Genomic DNA, 21,829 nt, shown 5'->3' on the forward strand with positions numbered 1-21,829 from the left:
GTCGGGTGATTCTAACCGTACGATTCGAAATATGTGCGAAAATCCGCACAAAGGCAGATTTCCTTGTGTGGAATTTCGCACGTAGTCCAGGTTGGTTCACGGCAGACTTAGTTGAAACGCTGATACATGAAATAAAAACAAAGGCTTAAAACGAATCTCGCGCATCCCCAACAAAAAGTTGAGCGGTGGCAGGCGATTCGGTTCACTGCCCGGCATAAGGCGCTTTGGCGGCGCTCTTGAGAAGTTTCTGAGAAGTCTGGGAGGAAAAGACAGATGAAATTCCTGACAACAGCCGCGACAGCAGTTGCTCTGACTGTGACGGCAACTGCCGGTATGGCAGCGTGTGACGATGGTGAGATCGTGGTGAAGTTCGCTCATGTGACGAACACCGACAAGCACCCCAAGGGTATAGCAGCTTCGCTGCTTGAGCAGCGCGTGAACGATGAAATGAATGGCGTCATGTGTATGGAGGTTTTCCCGAACTCGACCCTCTATAATGACGACAAGGTCCTTGAGGCTATGTTGCAGGGCGATGTTCAGCTGGCTGCGCCGTCGCTGTCCAAGTTTGAAAAATTCACCAAGCAATTCCGTCTGTTTGACCTGCCGTTCATGTTCAAGAACATCGATGCAGTGGATGCGTTCCAAGCTTCGGCCGACGGTCAGGCCATGAAGGACAGCATGCAGCGCCGCGGTCTGCAGGGATTGGCGTTCTGGCACAATGGCATGAAGCAGATGTCCGCCAACAAGCCGCTGGAAACACCGGCAGATGCTAATGGCCTGAAGTTCCGCGTGCAGTCGTCGGACGTGCTGGTCGCGCAAATGGAAGCGATCGGTGGTAGCCCGCAGAAGATGGCGTTCTCGGAGGTGTATGGCGCACTGCAGCAGGGTGTTGTGGACGGCCAGGAAAACACCTGGTCGAACATCTATGGCAAGAAGTTCTTCGAGGTGCAGGACGGTATCACCGAAACCAACCACGGTATCATCGACTATCTGGTCGTGACCTCGGTTGACTGGCTGGACAGCCTGGACCCCGAAGTGCGTGATCAATTCCTGACGATCTTGGGTGAAGTCACCGAGACGCGTAACAAAGAAGCCTTTGCAGTCAACGAAGCGGCCAAGCAGTCGGTTATCGACGCTGGTGGCACCATCCGTGAATTGAACGCTGAACAGCGTCAGGCTTGGGTCGATGCCATGAAGCCTGTTTGGGACAAATTCGCCGGTGATGTAGGCCAAGACAAAATCGACGCCGCTCAGGCGATCAACGCCGGGTTCTGATCCGGATCGCCGCGCGTCGGGGGACTGGGGAGTTATCGACGCGCAGGCCGGGCGGGCCGCATCAGGCCCGCCCCAATCAATCATCCTAAAAATGTGGGGACAGAGAGATGTCTGGTGCGAATCCCGGCCAAGGCGGGCTGATCGACCATATCGAGGAAACCCTGATCGCAGTGTTGCTTGGCCTGATGACGGCTGTGACGTTTGCCAACGTGATCGCGCGGTTTGCCTTTAATTCCAATATCCTGTGGGCACTTGAAATGACCGTGTTCATGTTCGGGTGGCTGGTGCTGCTTGGCGCGTCTTATGCGGTCAAGAAACATGCGCATCTGGGCGTTGATGCGATCCTGAACATGTTGCCACCTGCACCGCGCCGCGTGCTGGCTTTGATCGCGGTGGCTTGCTGTCTGGTCTTTTCGTTGCTGTTGCTGAAGGGGTCGTATGACTATTGGGCTGTGTTTGCGGATCTGCCACCCACGTCGGGGCGCTGGTTCCCAACCGGGTTTGATACCGGGGCGCGCAGTCAGAGTTTTTATGAGGTTGACGATATTCCGATGGTCGCGCCGCTGCGCTTTCTGGAAGACCTGATCAACTATGGTGAAGGGTACGAGAAAATCCCAAAGGTCATTCCGTATCTGGTGCTGCCCGTATCCATGCTGTTGCTGGTGATCCGGTTTACGCAAGCCGCCATTCAAATCTGGCGCGGAGAGGCCGACCGCCTTGTCGCCAGCCACGAAGTCGAGGACGAGATCGAAGAAGTCCGCGCACAACAAGGGGTGCATGACTAATGGACGTCGTTCTTCTTTTCTCAATGGTCATTGGCCTGCTGCTGATCGGTGTTCCGATTGCGGTGGCGCTTGGCCTCAGTTCGACCCTGTTCCTGCTGATCTATTCTGACAGTTCGCTGGCCTCGGTCGCAGGCACACTGTTCGAGGCATTCGAGGGCCATTTCACCTTGTTGGCGATCCCGTTCTTTATCCTCGCGTCGTCCTTCATGACGACGGGTGGTGTGGCGCGGAGGATTATCCGGTTCTCGATTGCCTGTGTGGGGCATCTTCCGGGGGGTTTGGCGATTGCGGGTGTGTTTGCCTGTATGTTGTTTGCGGCGCTGTCAGGCTCGTCCCCGGCGACCGTGGTGGCCATCGGCTCCATCGTGATCGCGGGCATGCGTCAGGTCGGCTATTCCAAGGAATTCGCTGCCGGTGTGATCTGTAACGCCGGTACTCTGGGCATCCTGATCCCGCCGTCGATTGTGATGGTCGTCTATGCGGCCGCCGTTGAGGTGTCGGTCGGGCGGATGTTCCTTGCAGGCGTTATTCCAGGCCTGATGGCGGGTCTGATGCTGATGATCACCATCTATGTCATGGCCAAGGTAAAGAACCTGCCCAAAGGCGATTGGAAAGGGTGGGGTGAGATCTTTGCCTCGGCGCGCGAGGCCGGATGGGGCCTGTTCCTGATTGTCATCATTCTGGGTGGTATCTATGGCGGTATCTTCACCCCGACCGAGGCGGCAGCCGTCGCTGCGGTGTACTCTTTCCTGATTGCCAGCTTTGTCTACAAAGATATGGGGCCGCTCAGCACCGAAGAGGGCCAACAGAACCTGCCTTTGATCAAAAAGCCTTATGCGCTGGTAACCGCGTTCTTTCACCCGGACACCAAGCATACGCTGTTCGAGGCCGGCAAGCTGACTGTCACGCTGCTGTTCGTGATCGCCAACGCGCTGATCCTGAAACACGTTCTGACGGACGAGCAAGTGCCACAGCACATCGCTAGCGCAATGTTGTCTGCAGGTCTGGGTCCTGTGACTTTCCTGATCGTGGTGAACGTGATCCTTCTGATCGGTGGTCAGTTCATGGAGCCCTCGGGCCTGCTGGTCATCGTCGCACCGCTGGTGTTCCCGATTGCCATCGAGCTGGGAATCGACCCAATCCATCTGGGCATCATCATGGTGGTCAACATGGAGATCGGGATGATCACACCTCCGGTCGGGTTGAACCTGTTCGTGACTTCGGGCGTGGCCGGGATGCCGATGATGAGCGTTGTGAAAGCGGCGTTGCCGTTCCTGGCCGTGCTGTTCGTCTTCTTGATCATGGTGACGTACATACCGTGGATATCGACCTTCCTGCCCAACACCTTCATGGGGCCAGAGATCATAACGAACTAAAGAAAAAGGCCGGACCCTCTTGGGCCCGGCCTTTCTTCTTACGTGCTGTATTTCTGTAGATATGTCTCAACCCAGCCAATGCTGCCAAAGCCACGGCGGCGCTTCGTTCCCCATTCCCCGACATTCTGCCCCGCCAGCCCAAGCGCTTTCGGGTTTCCTTTGAAGATAACGATTTTAGGGCGTTTTGGCAGGTTGCGGTACTTTCGGAAAATCAGATTGAACGGCCAATAGGGGACCAGGTGTATTATCCCGATACACCAATCCTTCGGGTAGCACCGACGCCGCCACGCCCGCCCTGAGATATAGTCCTGATCATTCTTGTAAGCCTTCAGGTCGCGGGCCGCGTCAAAGTCATCATACAGGTGGAACTGCTGCTTGGGTATAAATCCGACCACAGAAGAATTCCCACGCGTGACCAGGTTCATAAGCCCCGGAACACGATCCCAGAACGCTGCGGGTATCGCACGCCACACAAAGGCGCGAAACTTTGTCATAAGGTAAAGCCCGCCGCGTTCGCGTACGCTGAGCAACAGGGGCGTGAGTTCGCCGGTTACTAAGAGATCGAGGTCAAGGAACAGCGCTGTTTCGTAGCCTTGCACAATCCGTCTGTCGAACATAAGCAATTTGGGCCATTTACCGTGAGCCCATTCCGACTGATCCAATTGGGGAAAGGACAGGGCGTGCGTCTTGATGGCGGGATCAAGCCCGGTGGTGTCATCTGTGATGCAAATGAAGTCATGGTCTACGGGCAAATGATCCCGGACAGCCGCGAAAAGCATGTTGACATCATGTGCACTGAACGGCGTACCCCATTTCATGCACAGAACACAGGCTTTGCCAGAGGTTTCCGTCATCAGGTTTCCATCCGTTTTGTTGCGGCCACCGCGCGACTTCAAGTTCACGGTGCAAAAATGCGATTTCTGCATCTTTAGAGGCGGGATGTGACGGTCAGGCTGCAGTTTTGTGAAAGAAATGCTCTTGAATGAGGGATTTTTAGTGCCCAGATTGAGGCCCGAGGACGACCTCATCTAAACCTGTGTATCGTTCGGGACGACTCGAAGATATGAGAGGTGTCCCAATGCCTTGGATTTTTCTTCTGTTCGCCGGTGTTCTCGAGATTGGCTGGGCTGTTGCCATGAAGCAATCTGCCGGTTTCACCCGTCTTTGGCCAACCGCCATTATGGGTGTTTCCATGGTCGCATCGTTCGGACTTTTAGCTTTGGCAATGCGTGATTTGCCACTTAGCACAGCCTACACGATATGGACCGGAATAGGGGCCATCGGTGCTTTTGCCGTTGGCGTTGTTTTTCTGGGCGAGGCCGTGACAGCCCCGCGCCTTATCGCAGCCGCCCTGCTTGTGGCCGGTCTGGTAACGATGAAACTGGCGTAGTCTCAGGCGTTCTGCAATGCGTCGATAATGCCCGAAAAGTCGTCAGCCTTAAGGCTGGCGCCACCAACCAAGGCACCGTCCACGTTGGACACGGCAAAGATATCCGCCGCATTGCCGGGCTTGACCGACCCGCCGTAAAGCAACCGGACGGACCGCCCCACGCCTTCGCCAAACCGCCGTTCCAGACGCGCACGGATAAAGTCGTGGACTTCTCCGATTTCGTCCAATGTGGGAACTTTTCCAGTGCCGATGGCCCAAATGGGTTCATAGGCCACGATCAGGTTCTCGCCGGTGGATTGGTCCGGGATCGAGCCCGACATCTGGCCGCCAATGATGTCCAGCGTGTTGGCCGCTTCGCGCTGTTCAAGGCTTTCACCGACGCAGATGATGGCCTTTAGGCCAGCATCCATAACGGCACGCGCTTTGGCGCGAACATCTTCGTTCTGTTCGGCGTGATCTTCGCGCCGTTCAGAGTGGCCAAGGATCACCATTGATGCCCCGGCATCCATCAGTATCTGGGCGCTTATGTCGCCAGTATGGGCACCGGATGACGCGGCATGACAGTCCTGACCGCCGACCATGATCCCGGCTTCACCGACCGTTTGCGCGGCACGGTGTATCAGCGTTGCGGGTGGACAAATCAGCACATCAACTGATGGGGAAGGGTAGGTCCTTGACAGCGCCTCCAACTCGGCTAAATCCGCAGCCGTTCCGTTCATCTTCCAATTCCCTGCCGCAAGCTTGCGCCGCATCATAGGATCCCCCATTTAAGCTATTGTTTGCACATCGGATAGCACCGTGCGGACACACTGACAATTCTGGTTGCGGATTAGCGGCCAAAACGGCACAACTCCCGCGCAATTTCCGAGGCCCTCATGATCAACAACCTGGACCTAGAAAAACTGGACCGACGCGAGCCCGATGAGTTGGCCCGCCTGCTGCACGCAATCGGTGAGGTGGGTTTCCTGACTGTGTCCAATACAGGCTTGGATGCATCACGGTGCACGTCGGTCATTGAAGCCTATCGACAGTTCTTTCACTTACCCGAGGCCCAGAAAGCGCGCGTTGATATGGCTAAGACTGGGGCAAACCGAGGGTGGGGCGCTTCGCAATCCGAGCAGGTCGACCCGAGTGCCAACCCCGACTTTAAAGAGGTTTTCGACTGCGGATACGAACTACCAGCAGGAAACCCCTATGCATCCAAGGACCTGAGCGTTTATGCGCCGAACCAATGGCCCGAGGCGCCGGCCGGCTTCCAAGATACCATCCAGACCTACTACACCGACGCCAGTGCAGTCGCGATGCGCGTTCTAAGGGCAATCGCTGTGGCCCTGGGGCGAGATGCAGCCAGCTTCGACAGCGCATTTGAAACGCCCATGGCCTTGCTGCGCGGCAATTACTACCCTCAGCGCCCCGCCTGGGCAGGGCATCAGGATTTTGGAATCGGCGCACACACTGATTATGGGTGCCTGACACTGTTGGCGACAGATGGTACCGCTGGGCTAGAGGTTCAAATGCCTGACGGAAAATGGGAACCGGCCGAAGCCCGACCCGGAACCTTCATTATCAACTTTGGTGAAATGCTGGAATTCTGGACCGACGGTCGGGTCAAAGCCACGTTGCACCGGGTGGTAGGAGGGTCTGAGGAACGGATCTCGGTGCCGCTGTTCTTCAATCCGTCCTACGACACAAATGTTGCTCCGCCGAATTCAGACAAGGTTATTCGTGCCGGAGAACACCTGACGACGCGGTTCAACGAAACCTATGTTCACCTGAAAGAAGCGTCTTAACGCTGGGCCGAGAGCGTTTCGTCAAACTTGATCGACTCGCCACAACCGCAGGCATCGACAACGTTAGGGTTGCGGAACTTGAAGCCGGATTCCAGCAGCGAAACCTCATAGTCAATCTCGGTTCCGAACAGAAACATCTGTGCCATAGGGGCGATCATCACCCGTGCGCCATCCTGTTCTACGACCTCGTCATTGGCATCGGCTTCGTCCACGTAGTCCATGGTGTATTCCATGCCTGCGCAGCCACCTTTCTTGACACCGATGCGCAGCCCGGCATGTCCACCTGATTTCATCAGGCTCACAATCTGGGTCGCAGCTTTCGGTGTGATCGTCACCGCTTGTTTGCCGGGAATGCCGAACATAGTGGTCTCCGTTGTCGCGCGTTATCTCCAATTTAGTGCTTAGGCGAAACAGTCTCAAGACATAGCAGCCGTGCTTACCTAACTTTTCCAGTAAGGTTGCCGTCAGACGGAACCCATGCTTGCGTTCAGACAATGGGTCGGCCTAGCCTGCGAACAGGGTATGGCAGTGGATAACGAAAGGTGCATGGACATGCATAAACTCTCCAAGGTGTTGAAGGCGGGCCTGTTTATCTCGATTGCAATAGTGGTCGCAGGCGTTGCATCCGCAGCTGTGGACGGCAAGCGGCACCCGGTAAACTGTGCGACGGCCGAAGGCGACTTACGCGCCATCGCAGCAGAAAAGAAACATGCACAGGACCAGCAAGTTGAAAGTGTCGTGTCGATATTGCCCGCAGGTGCGTTGTTGGGGCTGGTGACCGGGACGGAGAAGAAGCGGTTATCAATGCTTTCAGGCGACTACGTAAAAGCGCTGGACGAAAGGGCTGCCGAGATCAGGTCAACCTGCGACGTCAAATAAAAAACCGCCCGGTCAGAGGGGCGGTTTTTCAGCAAGATATCAGGTCGTGCTTACATGAAGCCCAGCTCTAAACGGGCTTCGTCTGACATCATCTCCATTCCCCAGGGGGGTTCCCAAGTTAGTTCGACATCGACTTCCTTGACGCCCGCAACCGGCTCGACGGCTTCGACGATCCAGCCGGGCATTTCGCCTGCTACCGGGCAACCTGGTGCAGTCAGGGTCATGATCACTTTCACCGCGTTCTCGCCGGAAATGTCGATGGTATAGATCAAACCCAGATCATAGATGTTAACTGGAATTTCAGGGTCATAGACTGACCGGCAGGCCTCGACCACTGCGTCATACAGGGGGTGCTCAATTGTCGAAGGCGCAATCAATGGCGTGCCTTCAAACTGTTCGCTGGGGTGAGTCATTCGTGCCTCGGGTCTGTTTCCTGAGCTTTTATATAGGGAAAGCTATGGGCAGCGTCCAGAGGTGGCGTGGTGCCCAAAGCGGGCACCAGTGGGTTCATTCGTTGATGTCGTGCCGAAAGGTCTTCACTTGACCGTGGGGCAGGGCGAACATCCGTCGCAGAACCAGCCATGCTATCAGCGACAATGCAGCAAAGATCAGCAGCAGAACCGGCAGGGACGGCGCCACACCTGGGATGATCAGCAACAACCCAGTGATCGCCGCGCCGATTGCGAAGCCCAGAAAGATGAATCCCGGCAGCACAATCTCGAGGATGCCGAGGGCCAATGCCCCCGCCAACCAAATCCACCATGTCAGCCAGAACGGGTCTGCCATTACTTGCCTCCCTTCAGCATCTTAAAGGCATCGCCAAACGCTTCCAAGGCATTTGCAGGCACAACGATTGTCTGCGAACCATTGCCAGCGCCCAGCGCGTTCAGCGCTTCGACTTGTTTCAACGCGACCTGGTATTGCGCGGCCTCGATACCATTGTCCTGAATGGCCTTGGCCACAACACCGGTGGCATAAGCTTCGGCTTCAGCTTCAATACGACGAGCTTTGGCGGTTTGCTCGGCCGCATACAGCTCGGCGTCGGCGTTCAATTCGACCGCACGTTTTTGACCCTCGGCCTCGGTGACCTGTGCCCGACGGGCGCGTTCGGCGTTCAACTGCTGCAACATCGCATCGCGCGTCGCCTGATCAAGGTTCACATCCAGAATCTCGGCACGGGTCACTTCGATGCCCCAGTCATCTACGGCAGTTTCCACACTTTCCTGAATGCGGTTGATCAACTGTGCACGGTTCGACTGAACCTCATCCAGGTCCATTTTGCCGATCTCGGCCCGGACGATCCCAGCCACAGTGGTGGCAATCGCACCATCTACGTCGCGGATGCGGTAGACGGTCTTTTCAGGCTCAAGAATGCGGTAAAAGACCGAGGTGTCGATTTGCACCAACACGTTGTCCTTAGTAATCGCGTCTTGCGTCGCATTGGGCAATTGGCGTTCCAGAATGGATATCTTGTGACGTGCAACATCAAGAAACGGAACAATAAAGTTGATACCTGGCCCAAGGACCGAGTGCAGGCGGCCAAAGCGTTCAATCACGTATTTTTCCGACTGAGGCACGATCTTAATGCCCTTGAAGATAACAACGACAATCAGAACGGCGCCAAGAACGAAAATGATGTTCGACGAAAGCAATCCTATAATCTGGTCTTCGGTCATATCTGTCCTCTCTTTATTGTGTACTATAGTATACATTTGGGGATTGACTTGCCCAATTTCAAGTCAGGTATGGCGGGTATAGGATTAGATTCAAATCTATGAACGTTCGGATGTAAGGGGGAAATTTCCGAATGTGGCCGCTTTGCATCCCTTGGTGATTGCGCTATCGGACGTGCATGAAACTTATTATCGACACCGATCCCGGCATCGACGACGCCATGGCCATATCTTATGCGGCGGCGGCCTCGGAAATTGATCTATTGGGGCTGACCACCGTTTTCGGCAACACGCATGTTCACCAATCCAGCCGAAATGCGCGTTACCTTTTGCATCGACTGGCTGTAGAAGCACCGGTCGCCGAAGGTGCACCTTTCGCGCTGGGTAGGACCGATCACGCGCCATCCGAGCGTGTTCACGGTCCCGAAGGCTTTGGTGACTTGACGGATATTCCAGAGGTAGGGACAAACCATTCGCTGGACGCCGCCGCATTCCTTGTGGAAATGGCGAAAGCGCATCGTGGTGAATTGGTGGTCTGTGCCGTGGGACCGCTGACCAACATCGCTGCGGCAATGCGCTTGGACCCCGAGTTTTCAGGCAACATCAAGCGGTTGGTCATTATGGGTGGGGCCGTGTTTTGCCCAGGTAACATTACCGAACACGCCGAGGCTAACATTTACCACGACGCTGCAGCAGCGGATGAGGTGTTCTCTTCGCCTCCGGATACTGTTCTGGTCGGCTTAGATGTCACGCTTAAAACCCTTTACGAAACCGCCGATTTCGAAGCGTTGGCGAGACGATCTACGGATATTGGCGGGTTCTTGCGGGATATCTCTCGGTTCTATCTCAATTTCTACAAGGAAATTGGGGGTCTTGAGGGGTGTGGGCTCCACGACTCCACGGCTGTGATCGCCTGTACGCATGATGGGATGTTCGACATGGTTGACACCGGGGTGAAAGTTACCACAACTGGCTCTGAAATCGGTGCCACGCGCCCCGACCCCTCTCGCCCGCCAATCCGAGTTTGCCGCGATGTGGATGGGGCAGGGGTTGTGCAGCTGTTCACCGAGCGCGTCGCCTCTCTTCCTTGACGGGTTGCATTGGGCGCGCGGATCGGGCAAACGCTGCCCGGTTCAGCGACCCCGAGGCACCGAATGACCGAACGTTTCTCTTTTGACCTGAAGGCCACCGATGGCAAAGCCAGAACCGGAGTAATCCACACTCCGCGTGGTGAAGTGCGTACTCCGGCATTCATGCCGGTCGGAACGGCGGCGACGGTCAAGGCGATGATGCCGGAAAGCGTACGTGCGACGGGTGCGGACATTCTGCTGGGCAACACCTATCACCTGATGTTGCGTCCCACCGCCGAGCGGATCGACCGCTTGGGCGGGTTGCATAAATTCATGAATTGGGATCGTCCGATTTTGACGGATTCGGGCGGCTTTCAGGTCATGTCGCTTGCCGGGTTGCGCAAGTTGACCGAAAAGGGTGTGACGTTCAAATCGCATATTGACGGCTCCAAGCACGAGTTGACGCCGGAACGGTCGATGGAGATTCAGCGGCTTTTGGGCTCGGATATCGTTATGTGCTTTGACGAATGCCCTGCGTTGCCTGCTGACCGAGACCGGATTGCCTCGTCCATGCGTCTGTCGATGCGATGGGCGCAGAGATCCCGTGATGCCTTTGGCGACCGTCCGGGCCATGCGCTGTTCGGCATTCAGCAAGGCGGGCTAGAGCAGGATTTCCGCGAAGAATCTGCCGAAGCGTTGAAGGAAATCGGCTTTGAAGGTTACGCCGTCGGTGGACTGGCCGTAGGTGAAGGGCAAGAGGCCATGTTCGATGTTCTGGACTTTGCGCCGGATATGCTGCCGGTCGACAAGCCGCGCTACCTCATGGGTGTTGGCAAACCTGATGATATCGTTGGCGCAGTCGCTCGCGGTATTGACATGATGGACTGTGTTCTGCCCTCGCGTTCCGGCCGAACAGGGCAGGTGTTTACGCGGTATGGTGTGGTGAACATCAAAAACGCCCGTCACGCCGACGATCCGCGACCGCTGGACGAGCAATGCAAATGCCCGGCTTGCTCGAATTATTCCCGCGCGTATCTTCACCACGTGTTCCGTTCGAACGAGATGATCTCGGGGATGCTGCTAACGTGGCACAATCTGCATTATTTCCAGAATATCATGCAGGGAATGCGCGACGCCATTGCAACTGGAATATTCGAGGCATGGCAGGCCGAGTTCCACGCGCAGCGCGCTCAGGGCGATATTGAACCGATTTGATGCCGCACATTGCGTCAGTTGTGTTAAAATCGGTGGATATTCCGGCGCGGTGCCTTGCAGTCCAAAAAACCTCGGGTCATTCTGGATCACGACATACGGCGATGAGGTTGAAATGGGGTATTTGAACCCCACCTTAAGCGTCCAAACAGGAGACGGTCGGGCGTTGCCTTTATAGGGACCAGTACCGTCTTGCCAATGATAAGGATTGAGCATGCAAGAGCCTCTGAATTCCTCATACCCGGTGCTTCCGCTGCGCGATATTGTGGTTTTTCCGCATATGATCGTGCCGCTGTTCGTGGGTCGGGAAAAATCTGTTCGCGCACTGGAAGAAGTGATGCAGGACGACAAGCAGATTTTGCTGTCCAGCCAGATTGACCCAGGTGACGATGATCCCTCGATTGATGGGATTTACCGGTCGGGTGTGCTGGCCAATGTTCTGCAACTGCTTAAATTGCCCGACGGCACCGTGAAAGTGCTGGTCGAAGGTCAGGCGCGGGTGCAGATCACCGAATTTTTGGAAAACGAAGATTTCTTCGAAGCTCGTGCCGAATATCTGACCGAGATTCCCGGTGACGTGACGACGACCGAGGCGCTGCTGCGCACCGTCGCGGATGAGTTCGAGCGTTACGCCAAAGTCCGCAAGAACATCCCCGAAGAAGCGCTGACCGCCGTTGGTGAAACCACCGAGCCTGCCAAACTGGCCGACCTGGTTTCGGGCCATCTGGGCATCGAGGTTGAGCAAAAGCAGGAACTGCTTGAGACGCTCTCGGTTAGTGAGCGGCTGGAAAAGGTCTATGGCCTCATGCAGGGCGAGATGTCGGTTCTACAGGTCGAGAAAAAGATCAAGACCCGCGTCAAATCCCAGATGGAGAAAACGCAGCGCGAATATTACCTGAATGAGCAGATGAAAGCCATTCAGAAGGAACTTGGCGATGGCGAGGACGGCAGCAATGAAGTTGCCGAACTGGAAGAGAAAATCGCCGAGACCAAGCTGTCGAAAGAAGCGCGCGAAAAGGCCGAAGGTGAGCTGAAGAAGCTCAAGAACATGTCGCCCATGTCGGCCGAAGCCACCGTTGTGCGCAACTATCTGGACTGGATTCTGGCACTGCCGTGGGGCACCAAATCCCGCGTCAAAAAGGATCTGGGTCGCGCACAGGACATTCTGGATGCCGATCACTACGGCCTTGAAAAGGTCAAGGAACGGATCGTCGAGTACCTTGCGGTTCAGCAGCGTTCGAAAAAGCTGAAGGGCCCGATCTTGTGCCTTGTTGGCCCTCCGGGTGTGGGTAAAACGTCTTTGGGTAAGTCGGTCGCCAAAGCCACGGGGCGCGAGTTCATTCGCATCTCGTTGGGCGGTGTGCGCGACGAATCCGAAATCCGCGGCCACCGTCGGACCTATATCGGGTCGATGCCCGGTAAGATCATTCAGGCTTTGAAAAAGGCGAAAACCACTAACCCGCTGATCTTGCTCGATGAGATCGACAAGATGGGGCAGGATTTCCGTGGCGACCCGGCTTCGGCCATGCTTGAAGTGTTGGACCCGGAACAGAACAGCACGTTCATGGACCACTATCTTGAGGTCGAATATGACCTGTCCAACGTGATGTTCCTGACCACGTCGAACAGTTACAACATGCCTGGGCCTCTGCTGGATCGGATGGAGATCATTCCACTGGCTGGCTATACCGAGAAAGAGAAATCCGAGATCGCCAAGCAGCACCTGATCAGCAAGCAGGTCAAGAACCACGGCCTGAAGGCTAAGGAATTTGCGCTGACCGATGACGCGCTGCAATCCATTATCCGCACCTATACCCGCGAGGCAGGCGTGCGGAATCTGGAACGCGAGATCGCCAAGGTTGCCCGGAAGTCGCTGACCAAGATCATCAAGAAAGAGGCTGAATCCGTTACGGTGACGCCAGACAATCTGGATGACTTCCTAGGTGTACCCAAGTTCCGATACGGCTTGGCCGAACAGGATGATCAGGTCGGTGTTGTCACTGGTCTGGCATGGACCTCTGTTGGCGGCGATTTGTTGCACATCGAGGCGCTGAAACTGCCGGGTAAAGGTCGGATGAAGACCACTGGTAAGTTGGGCGATGTGATGAAGGAATCCATCGATGCAGCCTCGTCCTATGTGCGGTCAATCTCACCGCAGATCGGTGTTAAGCCGCCGAAGTTTGACACACTGGATATCCATGTCCACGTGCCGGATGGGGCGACGCCAAAGGATGGGCCTTCGGCAGGTCTGGCGATGGTCACATCGATCGTTTCCGTGCTGACGGGTATTCCGGTGCGCAAGGACATCGCCATGACCGGCGAAGTTTCGTTGCGCGGTAATGCGATGCCGATTGGTGGTTTGAAGGAGAAACTGCTGGCAGCTCTGCGTGGTGGCATCAAAACGGTTCTGATCCCCGAGGAAAACGAAAAGGATCTGGCCGATATTCCGGATAACGTGAAGGAAGGGCTAGAGATCATCCCGGTCTCGCATGTCTCGGAAGTGCTGAAACAGGCTTTGGTCAGCGAACCAGAGCCGATTGAGTGGGACGAAGCGGCCGAGGAAGCCGCTGCCGCTGCGGCTAAGGCTTCTGATAATTCGGCGGCTTCTGCAACGACACACTAAATTGAGAGTGCTGTGGAAAGGGCGGAGTGAAAACTCCGCCCTTTTTCTATTCGGATTACCAAAGCCCTGGGGCCTTTTGATGAATCGCTAAAAGGAAAAAATGGTGGGTGATAAGAGATTTGAACTCCTGACATCTTCGATATGTAATCGCCTATCAAGACCTAGTAGTTAGGGAAGCCCATACCCAATAACATCAAAGGGTTATGTCTGTCACAACTTGACCCTCCATACATCCAATACTAGATGTTGTGGTACATAAACCCACACAGGACAATTTGCCTTCCTTGAGATGAGTCAAAAGGAAAAAGGTCAGCGAAACCAAAACTCAACACCTCTTTTTTTGTGGAAAGCCGACACTGACTAGCGGACGTTTGGTTGCGAAGATGGTTGATGAAGATCAGCCTGAAACTGGTGTCCGCACACTTCTATCGTGATCTTCAACAAAGTTAGTTGGTAAGCCTTCAACATTTAGGACAGTCTCGCCCTCTCAACGACATGCACGCTAGTCGGGTGTACACAGCAATTGTGGTCTGATTGGCGTTGCTCGAGTAACGGCTATGGCATTCAGTTTTCCAGACGTTTGGTGCCTGAAAAAGTGTGTGTTCGGATATTGAGCCTATAAAGGAGGAAGTTTCCCTAAATCTTTCCTCTCTTTTTGAAACCGCCCAATACGGAAAATGTATGCGCAAAACAAACAACGACGTAACACGTCTACTTCGACACACATTCAACAAAGCCCGGTTTGCTTCGTTAGATCGGTCTACGGTAACCGAAGCATCGAAGAACTTTGTATCCGAGTTGATAAACCGAACTATTGCTTACGAAGCACAATACCACCCCCGAAAACGTGCCAGACGACAGAACGACTTGGACAACTTCAAATTGGCAGTTGGAGCGTTGGCTGCCGATCTAATCAAGCACAGCGCGAATGAGGCCGCCAAAGGCTACATGTATCGACCATCCGACAAAGACGAACTTGCACAGACCTTGGTGAGTAGTGATGCCTTTATCAAGCTTCGAACCTACTGGATGGGAATGGGGCTGATGGAAGAAACTGGCTTTGTGCATTTCCGAGCTTCGATTGACGACAGTGACCAAAACACAACGTACAAAAAAGCGCGGAGGTTCAGAGCCACACCAGCTCTGTTGGAACTGGCCCAGAGCTACCAACTCACAGCGGCCAACGTCACCGAGCACTTTGAACGCTGTCACAGTCACGCCAGTGTCTTGCAGGTACGCAGTACCAAAGACGGCGACTACAATTTCCCAAAAGGTGGCAAGCTCATCAAGCAGAGTGGCCCCAGATTTCAGGAGCGCAGAACCGAAGTAGAGACCCTGAACAGGTATCTCGCCCGTCACAAGTTTAACCTATCAGATCAACCAATGTTGCGACGTATCTTCAATTGCGGTGACCGGAAAGGGTTCGACTTCAATCTCGGGGGCCGTTTCTATTGTGCCTCTGACGACGATTGGATGCAGATGCCGAAGGAAAAACGGAAAGCCATTATGATTGATGGTGAACCAACGTGTGAAATTGATGTTTCTTCCAGTCAGCTATCCATTCTGTACGCAATCCAAGGTGAGACCCTCGCCTATGATCCCGATCCTTATCAGATCGACGGGATATCGAGAGAGGTCACAAAACGGATCATTGTCGCCTCTATCGGGCGGGGGAAACCCCCATCCCGCTGGCCGAGGTCTTTCAACGACGACTTCATTTCCGAACATGGCTACCACCCTAGGGATCGGTACAAGCTGAAGGACGTGGTTTCGTCGATCTTGGCCCGACACCCGGTTTTGTCCAGTCTCGAACCCGAAAAACTGGATTGGGCTATTTTGCAGTTTGAAGAAGCAGAGTGTTTTCTAAAAGCAATGCAGTGCCTCTATGAGTTGCAAGACATACCGTCCCTTCCGGTTCATGACAGTCTGATCGTGAAGCAACGGGATCATGAATTGGCGTCAACTGTGCTGAAGGATGAGTATAAAGAACGGTTGGGCTTCATCCCTCAAGTGAAGATGACCTTGGACAGTGGTTTTGCCATGGCCGCCTAAGGGCTATTTGAGGCTACCTTATGTAGTCCACTAGGTAAGGTACTTTATTGGGAGGGGGTACTATCCCCCTTATTGCAAGTCATCCGACACGTTGTCCTATAAGAAGTATCTTAGGCATTACTCTGAAGCGTAAGGACAGAAATGCTGTCACTGAGAACTTCGGGTTGCCTGAGCGTGTCTGGGACCTGAGCCCATCGGAATGACTAAAAAGCGGACGAAACTGACATCGCTTCAGCCGAACAAGCGTTCTCCGCCTAAGTGCTCTAGACTAATCGTTCGATATATGGCGCAATTCTGATGCTCAAGAACTTCGGTCTTTGGTGACACTGACTGACATACATCTTTGAAACTGCTAAGCGGTGTGACAACGTTTTGCTATACTGCAAAACTGTGTGCTACTTTGCAGGCTTCAACCATGAATTTTATTAGGAGAAGACATGCTAACTAAACTTCTTGTTTCTGCATTTTTCTTGATTATGCCTGCGTTCAGTTTTGCTCAAACAGCTGAGCGCAGCGTGACCATCGAAGCCGATGCGACAGTTAAGTCGGTTGACCCGGACACTCGGCTTATAGTGCTGCAAAACTCAGAGACAGGCGAAGAAGAGACCATTGTTGCAGGAGCGGAAGTCGTAAACTTCGACCAAATTGAAGAAGGCGACAAGGTCAAAGCGGTTTACACACTGGGGGTAGCTGCAAACATGGCATTCCCTGGCGAGGTCGACAGTATGGTTGAATTGGAAGGCCGGGCGGCAGAGGGATCAACACCGGGCGTAGCCGCTGGAACGATGGTCACGTTAATTCTGACTTTTGTTTCCTTCGACGCCGCGAATTCAATAGCCACTGTGACGGACAGCAGCGGCACAGAACAAATGATCGAGGTTGAAACAGAAGTTGGTCGTGAGTTTGTTGAGCAACTTAGCCAGGGAGACAGAGTAGCTCTGAGCTTCACGGAAGGTCTTGCTGTGGGAATTGTCGAAGAATAGGTGTCCGCAGCGCAGCCTCATCAGGCGTACGTCTTGAGATTGTTATATCGCCACCGTTGGAACAACTTGTCCAACCGCTTCAAGCGCCCCAACGAAGCCCACAGTTTTATCGTTGTGGCCGTTGTGGGGGCACGTTTGGTACAGTCGTTCCATGCGGAAATATGCAAAACAAGAATTCGTGTGGACAACAAATAACTTCGCCGCATTGCCGAAATTGACCTATTAACCAATTATGCCGCCTCTGCGGCGATTTCGACTGGTAACTGTGTCTTCGCGACCCGTTTTGTCAGTGTGTACATGTGGCGCAACTGCTCAATAAAAGTCATCAGTAGTCGAACACGCTCCAAGTACCGGGGTTCGTCGATGTTTAGTCGCTTGGCGTGCCTTTCGAATAGCTGGTCGGAAAGGGTTCTAATATCGTCTTTGAGCAAGAGCACTTCTTGGGCAGAGCGTTCGTCACTATTCCCCACAGCCTGGACTGCGAGTTCAAGACTTTCTCTCACACAAGTCCAAAGACCCTGCACCATATCTCGCGTTGTTTCACTACTTTCGGAAAAATCGCCATCGATGAAGATTTTGAGCAACCCAACCATATCCGCCTCAACGATGTCAGCTGCGCTCTCGATATTCATAATCGCGGCGACAAGTTGCTGATGGGTATCGCTCTCGCTTTCCGTGAGTGAATTTTGTCGTATTCGACCAAGATACTTCATGATTTCTGAACTTAGAATGTCCACTTCGTCGTCACGCTTTGCGACCGCATCCAACGCTCCTCTTTCGTAGCGTTGAGCCCCTTCACCCAACGCGTCCATCATTTCCAAGGCGATATGTCCGGCCCGCTCAATCTCTCTTCTGGCGTTTTCAAGTGCGATCGTGGGCGCTTCCAGCGCCGCGTCATCGAGGAATTCGGACTTAATGATTTTATCCATTGGCTCAGGTCGATCTGGGACCAGTCTTTCCGCGAGGCGCGCGAAGGCCGTTGTGAAACCAATAAATATCATAGTGTTGAGGACATTGAACATGGTGTTGGCATTTGCGATCTGCCGAGGAACCTCCGCCGCAAGTTTGTCTTTTCCAACCAGACCTTCCGCAGCGGCGGGCGAAACACTTACGGCTATGTCCGCAAGAATGCTCAGAAACGGAAGCCAAATTATGACGCCTGCAATATTGAACAAGACATGGACAACAGATGCGCGAACCGCTTCGACTGGCTTGCCAAGTGCCGCAAGCAAAGCGGTGACACAGGTCCCGATATTGGCTCCTAAGGCCAAAACTATCCCGGCCTGAAGAGACAGCAAACCTTCGCTTGCCATCGCAATTGCAATACCAACAGTGGCAGCGGAGGATTGAACCAACCCAGTGAATAGTGCTCCCGCCAGAATGCCAAAAAGCGGACGTTCCATGCTAGCAAGGATTTCCAGAAAGGGTTCATAGCTGCGCAAAGGCTTCATACCCTCACTCATCAGACCCATTCCGTAGAACACCAAACCGAGGCCCATTATCATCATACCCATGTATTTGGGGCGCTCATTTTTGCTGCCAAAAGTCATAAAAAAACCTAGTGCAACTGCAATAAGGGAATACGTAGAGAGGTTGAAAGCCAGCAGCTGCGCCGTGACAGTGCTGCCGATATTTGCTCCCATGATTACGCCGACGGATTGCGCCAATGTCATGACACCGGCGGTAACAAACCCCACGACCAACACTGTCGTAACAGAAGAAGAATTCAGTACACCGGTAACAAATGCACCGGTGGCGGCGCCCGTGAATCGATTCACTGTCAACTTCTGAAGAACATCGCGCAGGGTGTTTCCTGCGGCCTTTTTTAAGCCCTCAGACAAAAGATCCAATCCAGCTAAAAAGAGCGCCAAGCCGCCAAAAAGTCCCATCCCCAATTGGAGCCAATCTACTTGCTGCTCTGTTGTTTCTGTGGGCTGTGCATAGGCTGCATTGAAACTCAAGAAAGCGAAACTGATAAAAAGATATGGCAGCAAACGAACTATCGTTTTCGGCATGGGTCACCCTCCCGTTTTCATCCGAACTGCATAGACAGGATTTAAAGTTAGCAAACTGAAGCTGGATACCTTTCTCGCCTGCTTTCCGAATCCATAAACAACAGATTGGTCCTTGGTAGATAAAGTTGCAGGAATTCGGTCAGATTCCGAATAAACGTCGGCAGTCTGACGCAATATGCGTTTTGGACCTACTTTGTTCCAGACACGTCGACGGATTAAGTAATTTCCGCGCATTGCGAACAGCTTAGCAGACCTTCAAGCGAAGCAGAATCGCGCGGCATCAAGGGAACGAAGAGTTTGTGAAGAAAGTTCAACAGAACACATTTGCTTATTCAGCGGGGATGTATGGATCCTTAGTGCCAGGCTTAATTGGAGGCTCTTTTTGAAGTGAGATTGCGTGCTGAGTAAGTTGTTTCAGAGCTGCCTGCGGTACCCAAGTCTCAGGAAACAAGACATTCTGTGTCTCACCGGGGTCTTTATAGAGATTGTAGATCCGCGGCACGCCGTAACTTACGGTACCTGTCAGAATGTTCTGCTGCTCTTTGAGGTGTACTTTCCAGTTCCGCCATTTCACGCCCCAAACGTCGTTACCCATATAAACAATTACGCCTTCCCGATTTGATTTCTCCTTATTTCCAAGGAAAAACTCGGTCTGGTCGATACCATCTATTATCCGGTCGTCTGGAACTGAGCCGCTCGCTATATTGGCGAATGTGGGGAATAAATCCATTTCATGAATAATTTCGTCACTGGTTACACCAGCCGGAATTTTGCCTGGCCAACGCACTGCGAACGGCACTCTCAAGCTGCCCTCGAACCCGGTGAATAGCGAGCCGCGCCAAGGACCTGCATTGCCCGGTATGAAATATTCAACGGAGGGAGTATTTGATCCTTCAGGCAAGATTTCAGGACCATTGTCGGCCGTGAAAATAAAGATCGTGTTGTCTCGTATTCCGAGATCGTCAATCGCGTCTAATAGCATACCATTGTAAGCATCGATCTGTGCCAGCACATCTGCAAATCTACCGTTGCCGGTAGAGCCCGCAAAATCCGGATGGGGAATGAGGGGGTAGTGTGTCATTGTGTAAGGCAGGTAGAGGAAAAAAGGCGTTTCAGATGCGGCGTGACGAGCCATAAAGTCGATCGCGCGCCTAGTTAACTCACCGTCGATCAATGCCCGCTGCTCAAGATCATAGTCCAAAACCTGCTGCGGTGTTGAACCTCGAATGCCTTCATAAATGTGGGTTCCGGCAACACCGCTTTCGGAAAACCCATCAAGGATGGACCAAGGTGTTTCGTCGCTTGAGTTTGGGATTCCGTACCACTCCTCAAAACCCTGATCAGTAGGAAATCGACCTTCTGTATGACCAAGGTGCCACTTGCCGAACATGCCAGTTGCATACCCCGCATCAGACAGCATTTCGGCCATGGTAACTTCCCACTGCACCAAGCCATATACGCCCCCTCCTAAAGGGATTGTACCATTGCCGGTCCGAACAGCGTAGCGACCGGTCATTATCGCTGCGCGTGATGGTGTGCATTGAGACTCGACGTTGAAGTTTGTGAGTCTCAAACCTTCAGCAGCCAATTGGTCTAGACGTGGAGTCGCTGCACCACGCGTTATTCCGCCGCCATTAAATCCAGGCTCGCCCCAACCGAAGTTGTCCATGAACACCAAAACAATGTTGGGTTTCTCGGACGCGTAAGCCGCCGTGCCGAACAGAGTCGTGACTGCAACTGCAAATGCTATGAATGTTCGACCCATCATCTTGCTCTCCAAAACGAAATTTGAGTAATGCAGGGGCTCAGGATCAGAATATATATTTGACCCCGCCCTCGAAGTTCCAATCCAGTGGTTCGTCTGGTCCCAAGCCGACACCAGGGCGGCCGTAAAGAGTGACGCCGGATTTCCACGTGTATCCAACCTCCGCATCGAAAACACCGCCCTGGGTATCGTTTTCCCAATCCACAATGTATTGAGGATTCAAGAGCATATAGAGCTGCTGCTCAGGCCATTGCTTTAGGAAAAAGACATCAAATCGGGTCTCATTGACATCGTCGCCGACGTTTGATCCCACATTAAAAGCATGCTGTATGCCGGGGAAGAGCCCGGAACTCTTAATGCCGAACGGATTGAAGAACGCGTAAAATAACTGCGGACCCAATACAACGTCATCGTCGCCGAGGATGTCCTCTGACGCGGTGGGCAACCATACCTCTAATCCGTATGCGAAAGCTTGCCGAGTCTCGGGATTCAGATAGGGAACGGTCAAGACGCGAAAGTTGATATCCCCAAGGCCCGCCTCATCAAAAAAAAAGCCGGGGCCAGTAACATCAACTGATCGATGAGGAATTTTTATCCGAAACTGCCATTTACCTTTGGCGAACGGCGTTCGGTATTCAAACGTAGTAACGTTTCCCGTGTTTCCGCCTCCTAAATCTTGATATTCATGATAAAGGCGGACGTCTTTCTGAAAATTAATCGGGTTTGTTCCGGTTTTGTCATCTTTAGAACGGAATTTTTCGTCGGAAGCTTGTTCTGCTTCTGAAGCTTCTTGTGCCAGAGCAGGATTGATTGTCTGCAATGCGGTTAGGCAAACAGAAAACGCTAGGGACAAAAAATAATATTTCATGACGCACTCCGAATTCCATTGGGTTCGCCACTTTCTGAAGTGGCGATCAGGAAGACTTGTAGCGGTTACGCTA

General features: G+C 53.5%; 20 protein-coding genes. 11 read left to right on the forward strand and 9 right to left on the reverse strand.

All coding sequences use genetic code 11. The features are described 5' to 3' along the window. The first annotated feature begins 273 nt into the window (after positions 1–273). The 3 genes from GOW48_RS02085 to GOW48_RS02095 all read left to right on the forward strand — a co-directional run bounded on the left by GOW48_RS02085 (position 274) and on the right by GOW48_RS02095 (position 3,436). Positions 274–1,275 (forward strand): DctP family TRAP transporter solute-binding subunit, encoded by a 1,002-nt coding sequence (locus GOW48_RS02085; RefSeq protein WP_170354021.1) that lies wholly within the window; start codon positions 274–276, stop codon positions 1,273–1,275. A gap of 107 nt (positions 1,276–1,382) precedes the next feature. Further along, positions 1,383–2,060: a TRAP transporter small permease gene (locus GOW48_RS02090; protein ID WP_170750993.1), complete on the forward strand. Its 678-nt coding sequence runs from the start codon at positions 1,383–1,385 to the stop codon at positions 2,058–2,060. Further along, on the forward strand, positions 2,060–3,436 hold the full coding sequence (locus tag GOW48_RS02095) for a TRAP transporter large permease (protein ID WP_170354025.1): 1,377 nt from the start codon (positions 2,060–2,062) through the stop codon (positions 3,434–3,436). The genes GOW48_RS02090 and GOW48_RS02095 overlap by 1 nt, the downstream gene beginning before the upstream one ends. A gap of 38 nt (positions 3,437–3,474) precedes the next feature. Here the strand turns inward: GOW48_RS02095 and GOW48_RS02100 are convergent, their stop codons facing one another. After that, positions 3,475–4,290: a hypothetical protein gene (locus tag GOW48_RS02100; protein ID WP_170756476.1), complete on the reverse strand. Its 816-nt coding sequence runs from the start codon at positions 4,288–4,290 to the stop codon at positions 3,475–3,477. Positions 4,291–4,514: 224 nt separating this feature from the next. On the opposite strand from GOW48_RS02100, the gene GOW48_RS02105 reads away from it, so the two are divergent. Further along, a complete protein-coding gene (locus tag GOW48_RS02105) occupies positions 4,515–4,826 on the forward strand; it encodes a DMT family transporter (protein WP_170750997.1) in 312 nt (103 codons plus the stop codon). Between the two features lie 2 nt (positions 4,827–4,828). Here the strand turns inward: GOW48_RS02105 and tpiA are convergent, their stop codons facing one another. After that, entirely contained in the window at positions 4,829–5,578 is a 750-nt protein-coding gene (gene tpiA, locus GOW48_RS02110; protein WP_170750999.1) for a triose-phosphate isomerase, read from the reverse strand. Positions 5,579–5,701: 123 nt separating this feature from the next. Between tpiA and GOW48_RS02115 the strand changes: the two genes are divergently transcribed. Next, entirely contained in the window at positions 5,702–6,616 is a 915-nt protein-coding gene (locus GOW48_RS02115; protein WP_170751001.1) for an isopenicillin N synthase family dioxygenase, read from the forward strand. Here the strand turns inward: GOW48_RS02115 and GOW48_RS02120 are convergent. Further along, a complete protein-coding gene (locus GOW48_RS02120) occupies positions 6,613–6,978 on the reverse strand; it encodes a HesB/IscA family protein (RefSeq protein WP_170354037.1) in 366 nt (121 codons plus the stop codon). The two genes, GOW48_RS02115 and GOW48_RS02120, sit on opposite strands and share 4 nt — an antisense overlap. Before the next feature lie 190 nt (positions 6,979–7,168). On the opposite strand from GOW48_RS02120, the gene GOW48_RS02125 reads away from it, so the two are divergent. Further along, positions 7,169–7,495 carry a hypothetical protein gene (locus GOW48_RS02125; RefSeq protein WP_234899467.1) on the forward strand — a complete coding sequence of 109 codons (327 nt, stop codon included), beginning with the start codon at positions 7,169–7,171 and terminating at the stop codon, positions 7,493–7,495. Between the two features lie 50 nt (positions 7,496–7,545). Here GOW48_RS02125 and GOW48_RS02130 read toward each other — a convergent pair whose 3' ends face one another. The 3 genes from GOW48_RS02130 to GOW48_RS02140 all read right to left on the reverse strand — a co-directional run bounded on the left by GOW48_RS02130 (position 7,546) and on the right by GOW48_RS02140 (position 9,171). After that, the gene (locus tag GOW48_RS02130) at positions 7,546–7,908 is read right to left on the reverse strand and encodes an SUF system Fe-S cluster assembly protein (RefSeq protein ID WP_170354039.1); all 363 of its coding nucleotides are present in this window, start codon (positions 7,906–7,908) and stop codon (positions 7,546–7,548) included. A 94-nt stretch (positions 7,909–8,002) separates the two neighbouring features. Next, entirely contained in the window at positions 8,003–8,281 is a 279-nt protein-coding gene (locus GOW48_RS02135) for an NfeD family protein (protein ID WP_170354040.1), read from the reverse strand. Then, positions 8,281–9,171, reverse strand: coding sequence for an SPFH domain-containing protein (locus GOW48_RS02140; protein ID WP_170751003.1), 891 nt, complete (start codon positions 9,169–9,171; stop codon positions 8,281–8,283). Before GOW48_RS02140 ends, GOW48_RS02135 begins: the two co-directional genes overlap by 1 nt. 176 nt (positions 9,172–9,347) lie before the next feature. Between GOW48_RS02140 and GOW48_RS02145 the strand changes: the two genes are divergently transcribed. The 5 genes from GOW48_RS02145 (at position 9,348) to GOW48_RS02165 (ending at position 17,108) form a co-directional block, all read left to right on the forward strand. After that, the gene (locus tag GOW48_RS02145) at positions 9,348–10,259 is read left to right on the forward strand and encodes a nucleoside hydrolase (RefSeq protein ID WP_170751005.1); all 912 of its coding nucleotides are present in this window, start codon (positions 9,348–9,350) and stop codon (positions 10,257–10,259) included. Positions 10,260–10,322: 63 nt separating this feature from the next. Continuing rightward, entirely contained in the window at positions 10,323–11,453 is a 1,131-nt protein-coding gene (gene tgt, locus GOW48_RS02150; RefSeq protein ID WP_170751007.1) for a tRNA guanosine(34) transglycosylase Tgt, read from the forward strand. Positions 11,454–11,664: 211 nt separating this feature from the next. Continuing rightward, positions 11,665–14,073, forward strand: coding sequence for an endopeptidase La (lon, locus tag GOW48_RS02155; RefSeq protein ID WP_170751009.1), 2,409 nt, complete (start codon positions 11,665–11,667; stop codon positions 14,071–14,073). A 597-nt stretch (positions 14,074–14,670) separates the two neighbouring features. Beyond that, positions 14,671–16,125: a hypothetical protein gene (locus GOW48_RS02160; RefSeq protein WP_170751011.1), complete on the forward strand. Its 1,455-nt coding sequence runs from the start codon at positions 14,671–14,673 to the stop codon at positions 16,123–16,125. 437 nt (positions 16,126–16,562) lie between these two features. Then, positions 16,563–17,108 carry a hypothetical protein gene (locus tag GOW48_RS02165; protein ID WP_170751013.1) on the forward strand — a complete coding sequence of 182 codons (546 nt, stop codon included), beginning with the start codon at positions 16,563–16,565 and terminating at the stop codon, positions 17,106–17,108. Positions 17,109–17,338: 230 nt separating this feature from the next. Here GOW48_RS02165 and GOW48_RS02170 read toward each other — a convergent pair whose 3' ends face one another. The 3 genes from GOW48_RS02170 to GOW48_RS02180 all read right to left on the reverse strand — a co-directional run bounded on the left by GOW48_RS02170 (position 17,339) and on the right by GOW48_RS02180 (position 21,756). Then, positions 17,339–19,123, reverse strand: a complete 1,785-nt coding sequence (locus GOW48_RS02170) for a Na/Pi cotransporter family protein (protein WP_170751015.1) — start codon at positions 19,121–19,123, stop codon at positions 17,339–17,341. Between the two features lie 328 nt (positions 19,124–19,451). Continuing rightward, the gene (locus tag GOW48_RS02175; protein ID WP_170354048.1) at positions 19,452–20,891 is read right to left on the reverse strand and encodes an arylsulfatase; all 1,440 of its coding nucleotides are present in this window, start codon (positions 20,889–20,891) and stop codon (positions 19,452–19,454) included. 43 nt (positions 20,892–20,934) lie between these two features. Then, complete coding sequence (locus tag GOW48_RS02180; protein ID WP_170354049.1) at positions 20,935–21,756, reverse strand: hypothetical protein; 822 nt, start codon at positions 21,754–21,756, stop codon at positions 20,935–20,937. Between the last annotated feature and the right edge of the window lie 73 nt (positions 21,757–21,829).

Origin of the sequence: Ruegeria lacuscaerulensis, from assembly GCF_013033355.1 — a bacterium.
In the GTDB taxonomy this organism is placed as follows: domain Bacteria; phylum Pseudomonadota; class Alphaproteobacteria; order Rhodobacterales; family Rhodobacteraceae; genus Ruegeria; species Ruegeria lacuscaerulensis_A.

Bases quoted from the DNA above. Each gene is read 5' to 3' on its own strand.
- GOW48_RS02085 (WP_170354021.1), top strand. From the start codon at position 274: ATGAAATTCCTGACAACAGCCGCGACAGCAGTTGCTCTGACTGTGACG.
- GOW48_RS02090 (WP_170750993.1), top strand. From the start codon at position 1,383: ATGTCTGGTGCGAATCCCGGCCAAGGCGGGCTGATCGACCATATCGAG.
- GOW48_RS02095 (WP_170354025.1), top strand. From the start codon at position 2,060: ATGGACGTCGTTCTTCTTTTCTCAATGGTCATTGGCCTGCTGCTGATC.
- GOW48_RS02100 (WP_170756476.1), bottom strand. From the start codon at position 4,290: ATGACGGAAACCTCTGGCAAAGCCTGTGTTCTGTGCATGAAATGGGGT.
- GOW48_RS02105 (WP_170750997.1), top strand. From the start codon at position 4,515: ATGCCTTGGATTTTTCTTCTGTTCGCCGGTGTTCTCGAGATTGGCTGG.
- tpiA (WP_170750999.1), bottom strand. From the start codon at position 5,578: ATGCGGCGCAAGCTTGCGGCAGGGAATTGGAAGATGAACGGAACGGCT.
- GOW48_RS02115 (WP_170751001.1), top strand. From the start codon at position 5,702: ATGATCAACAACCTGGACCTAGAAAAACTGGACCGACGCGAGCCCGAT.
- GOW48_RS02120 (WP_170354037.1), bottom strand. From the start codon at position 6,978: ATGTTCGGCATTCCCGGCAAACAAGCGGTGACGATCACACCGAAAGCT.
- GOW48_RS02125 (WP_234899467.1), top strand. From the start codon at position 7,169: ATGCATAAACTCTCCAAGGTGTTGAAGGCGGGCCTGTTTATCTCGATT.
- GOW48_RS02130 (WP_170354039.1), bottom strand. From the start codon at position 7,908: ATGACTCACCCCAGCGAACAGTTTGAAGGCACGCCATTGATTGCGCCT.
- GOW48_RS02135 (WP_170354040.1), bottom strand. From the start codon at position 8,281: ATGGCAGACCCGTTCTGGCTGACATGGTGGATTTGGTTGGCGGGGGCA.
- GOW48_RS02140 (WP_170751003.1), bottom strand. From the start codon at position 9,171: ATGACCGAAGACCAGATTATAGGATTGCTTTCGTCGAACATCATTTTC.
- GOW48_RS02145 (WP_170751005.1), top strand. From the start codon at position 9,348: ATGAAACTTATTATCGACACCGATCCCGGCATCGACGACGCCATGGCC.
- tgt (WP_170751007.1), top strand. From the start codon at position 10,323: ATGACCGAACGTTTCTCTTTTGACCTGAAGGCCACCGATGGCAAAGCC.
- lon (WP_170751009.1), top strand. From the start codon at position 11,665: ATGCAAGAGCCTCTGAATTCCTCATACCCGGTGCTTCCGCTGCGCGAT.
- GOW48_RS02165 (WP_170751013.1), top strand. From the start codon at position 16,563: ATGCTAACTAAACTTCTTGTTTCTGCATTTTTCTTGATTATGCCTGCG.
- GOW48_RS02170 (WP_170751015.1), bottom strand. From the start codon at position 19,123: ATGCCGAAAACGATAGTTCGTTTGCTGCCATATCTTTTTATCAGTTTC.
- GOW48_RS02175 (WP_170354048.1), bottom strand. From the start codon at position 20,891: ATGATGGGTCGAACATTCATAGCATTTGCAGTTGCAGTCACGACTCTG.
- GOW48_RS02180 (WP_170354049.1), bottom strand. From the start codon at position 21,756: ATGAAATATTATTTTTTGTCCCTAGCGTTTTCTGTTTGCCTAACCGCA.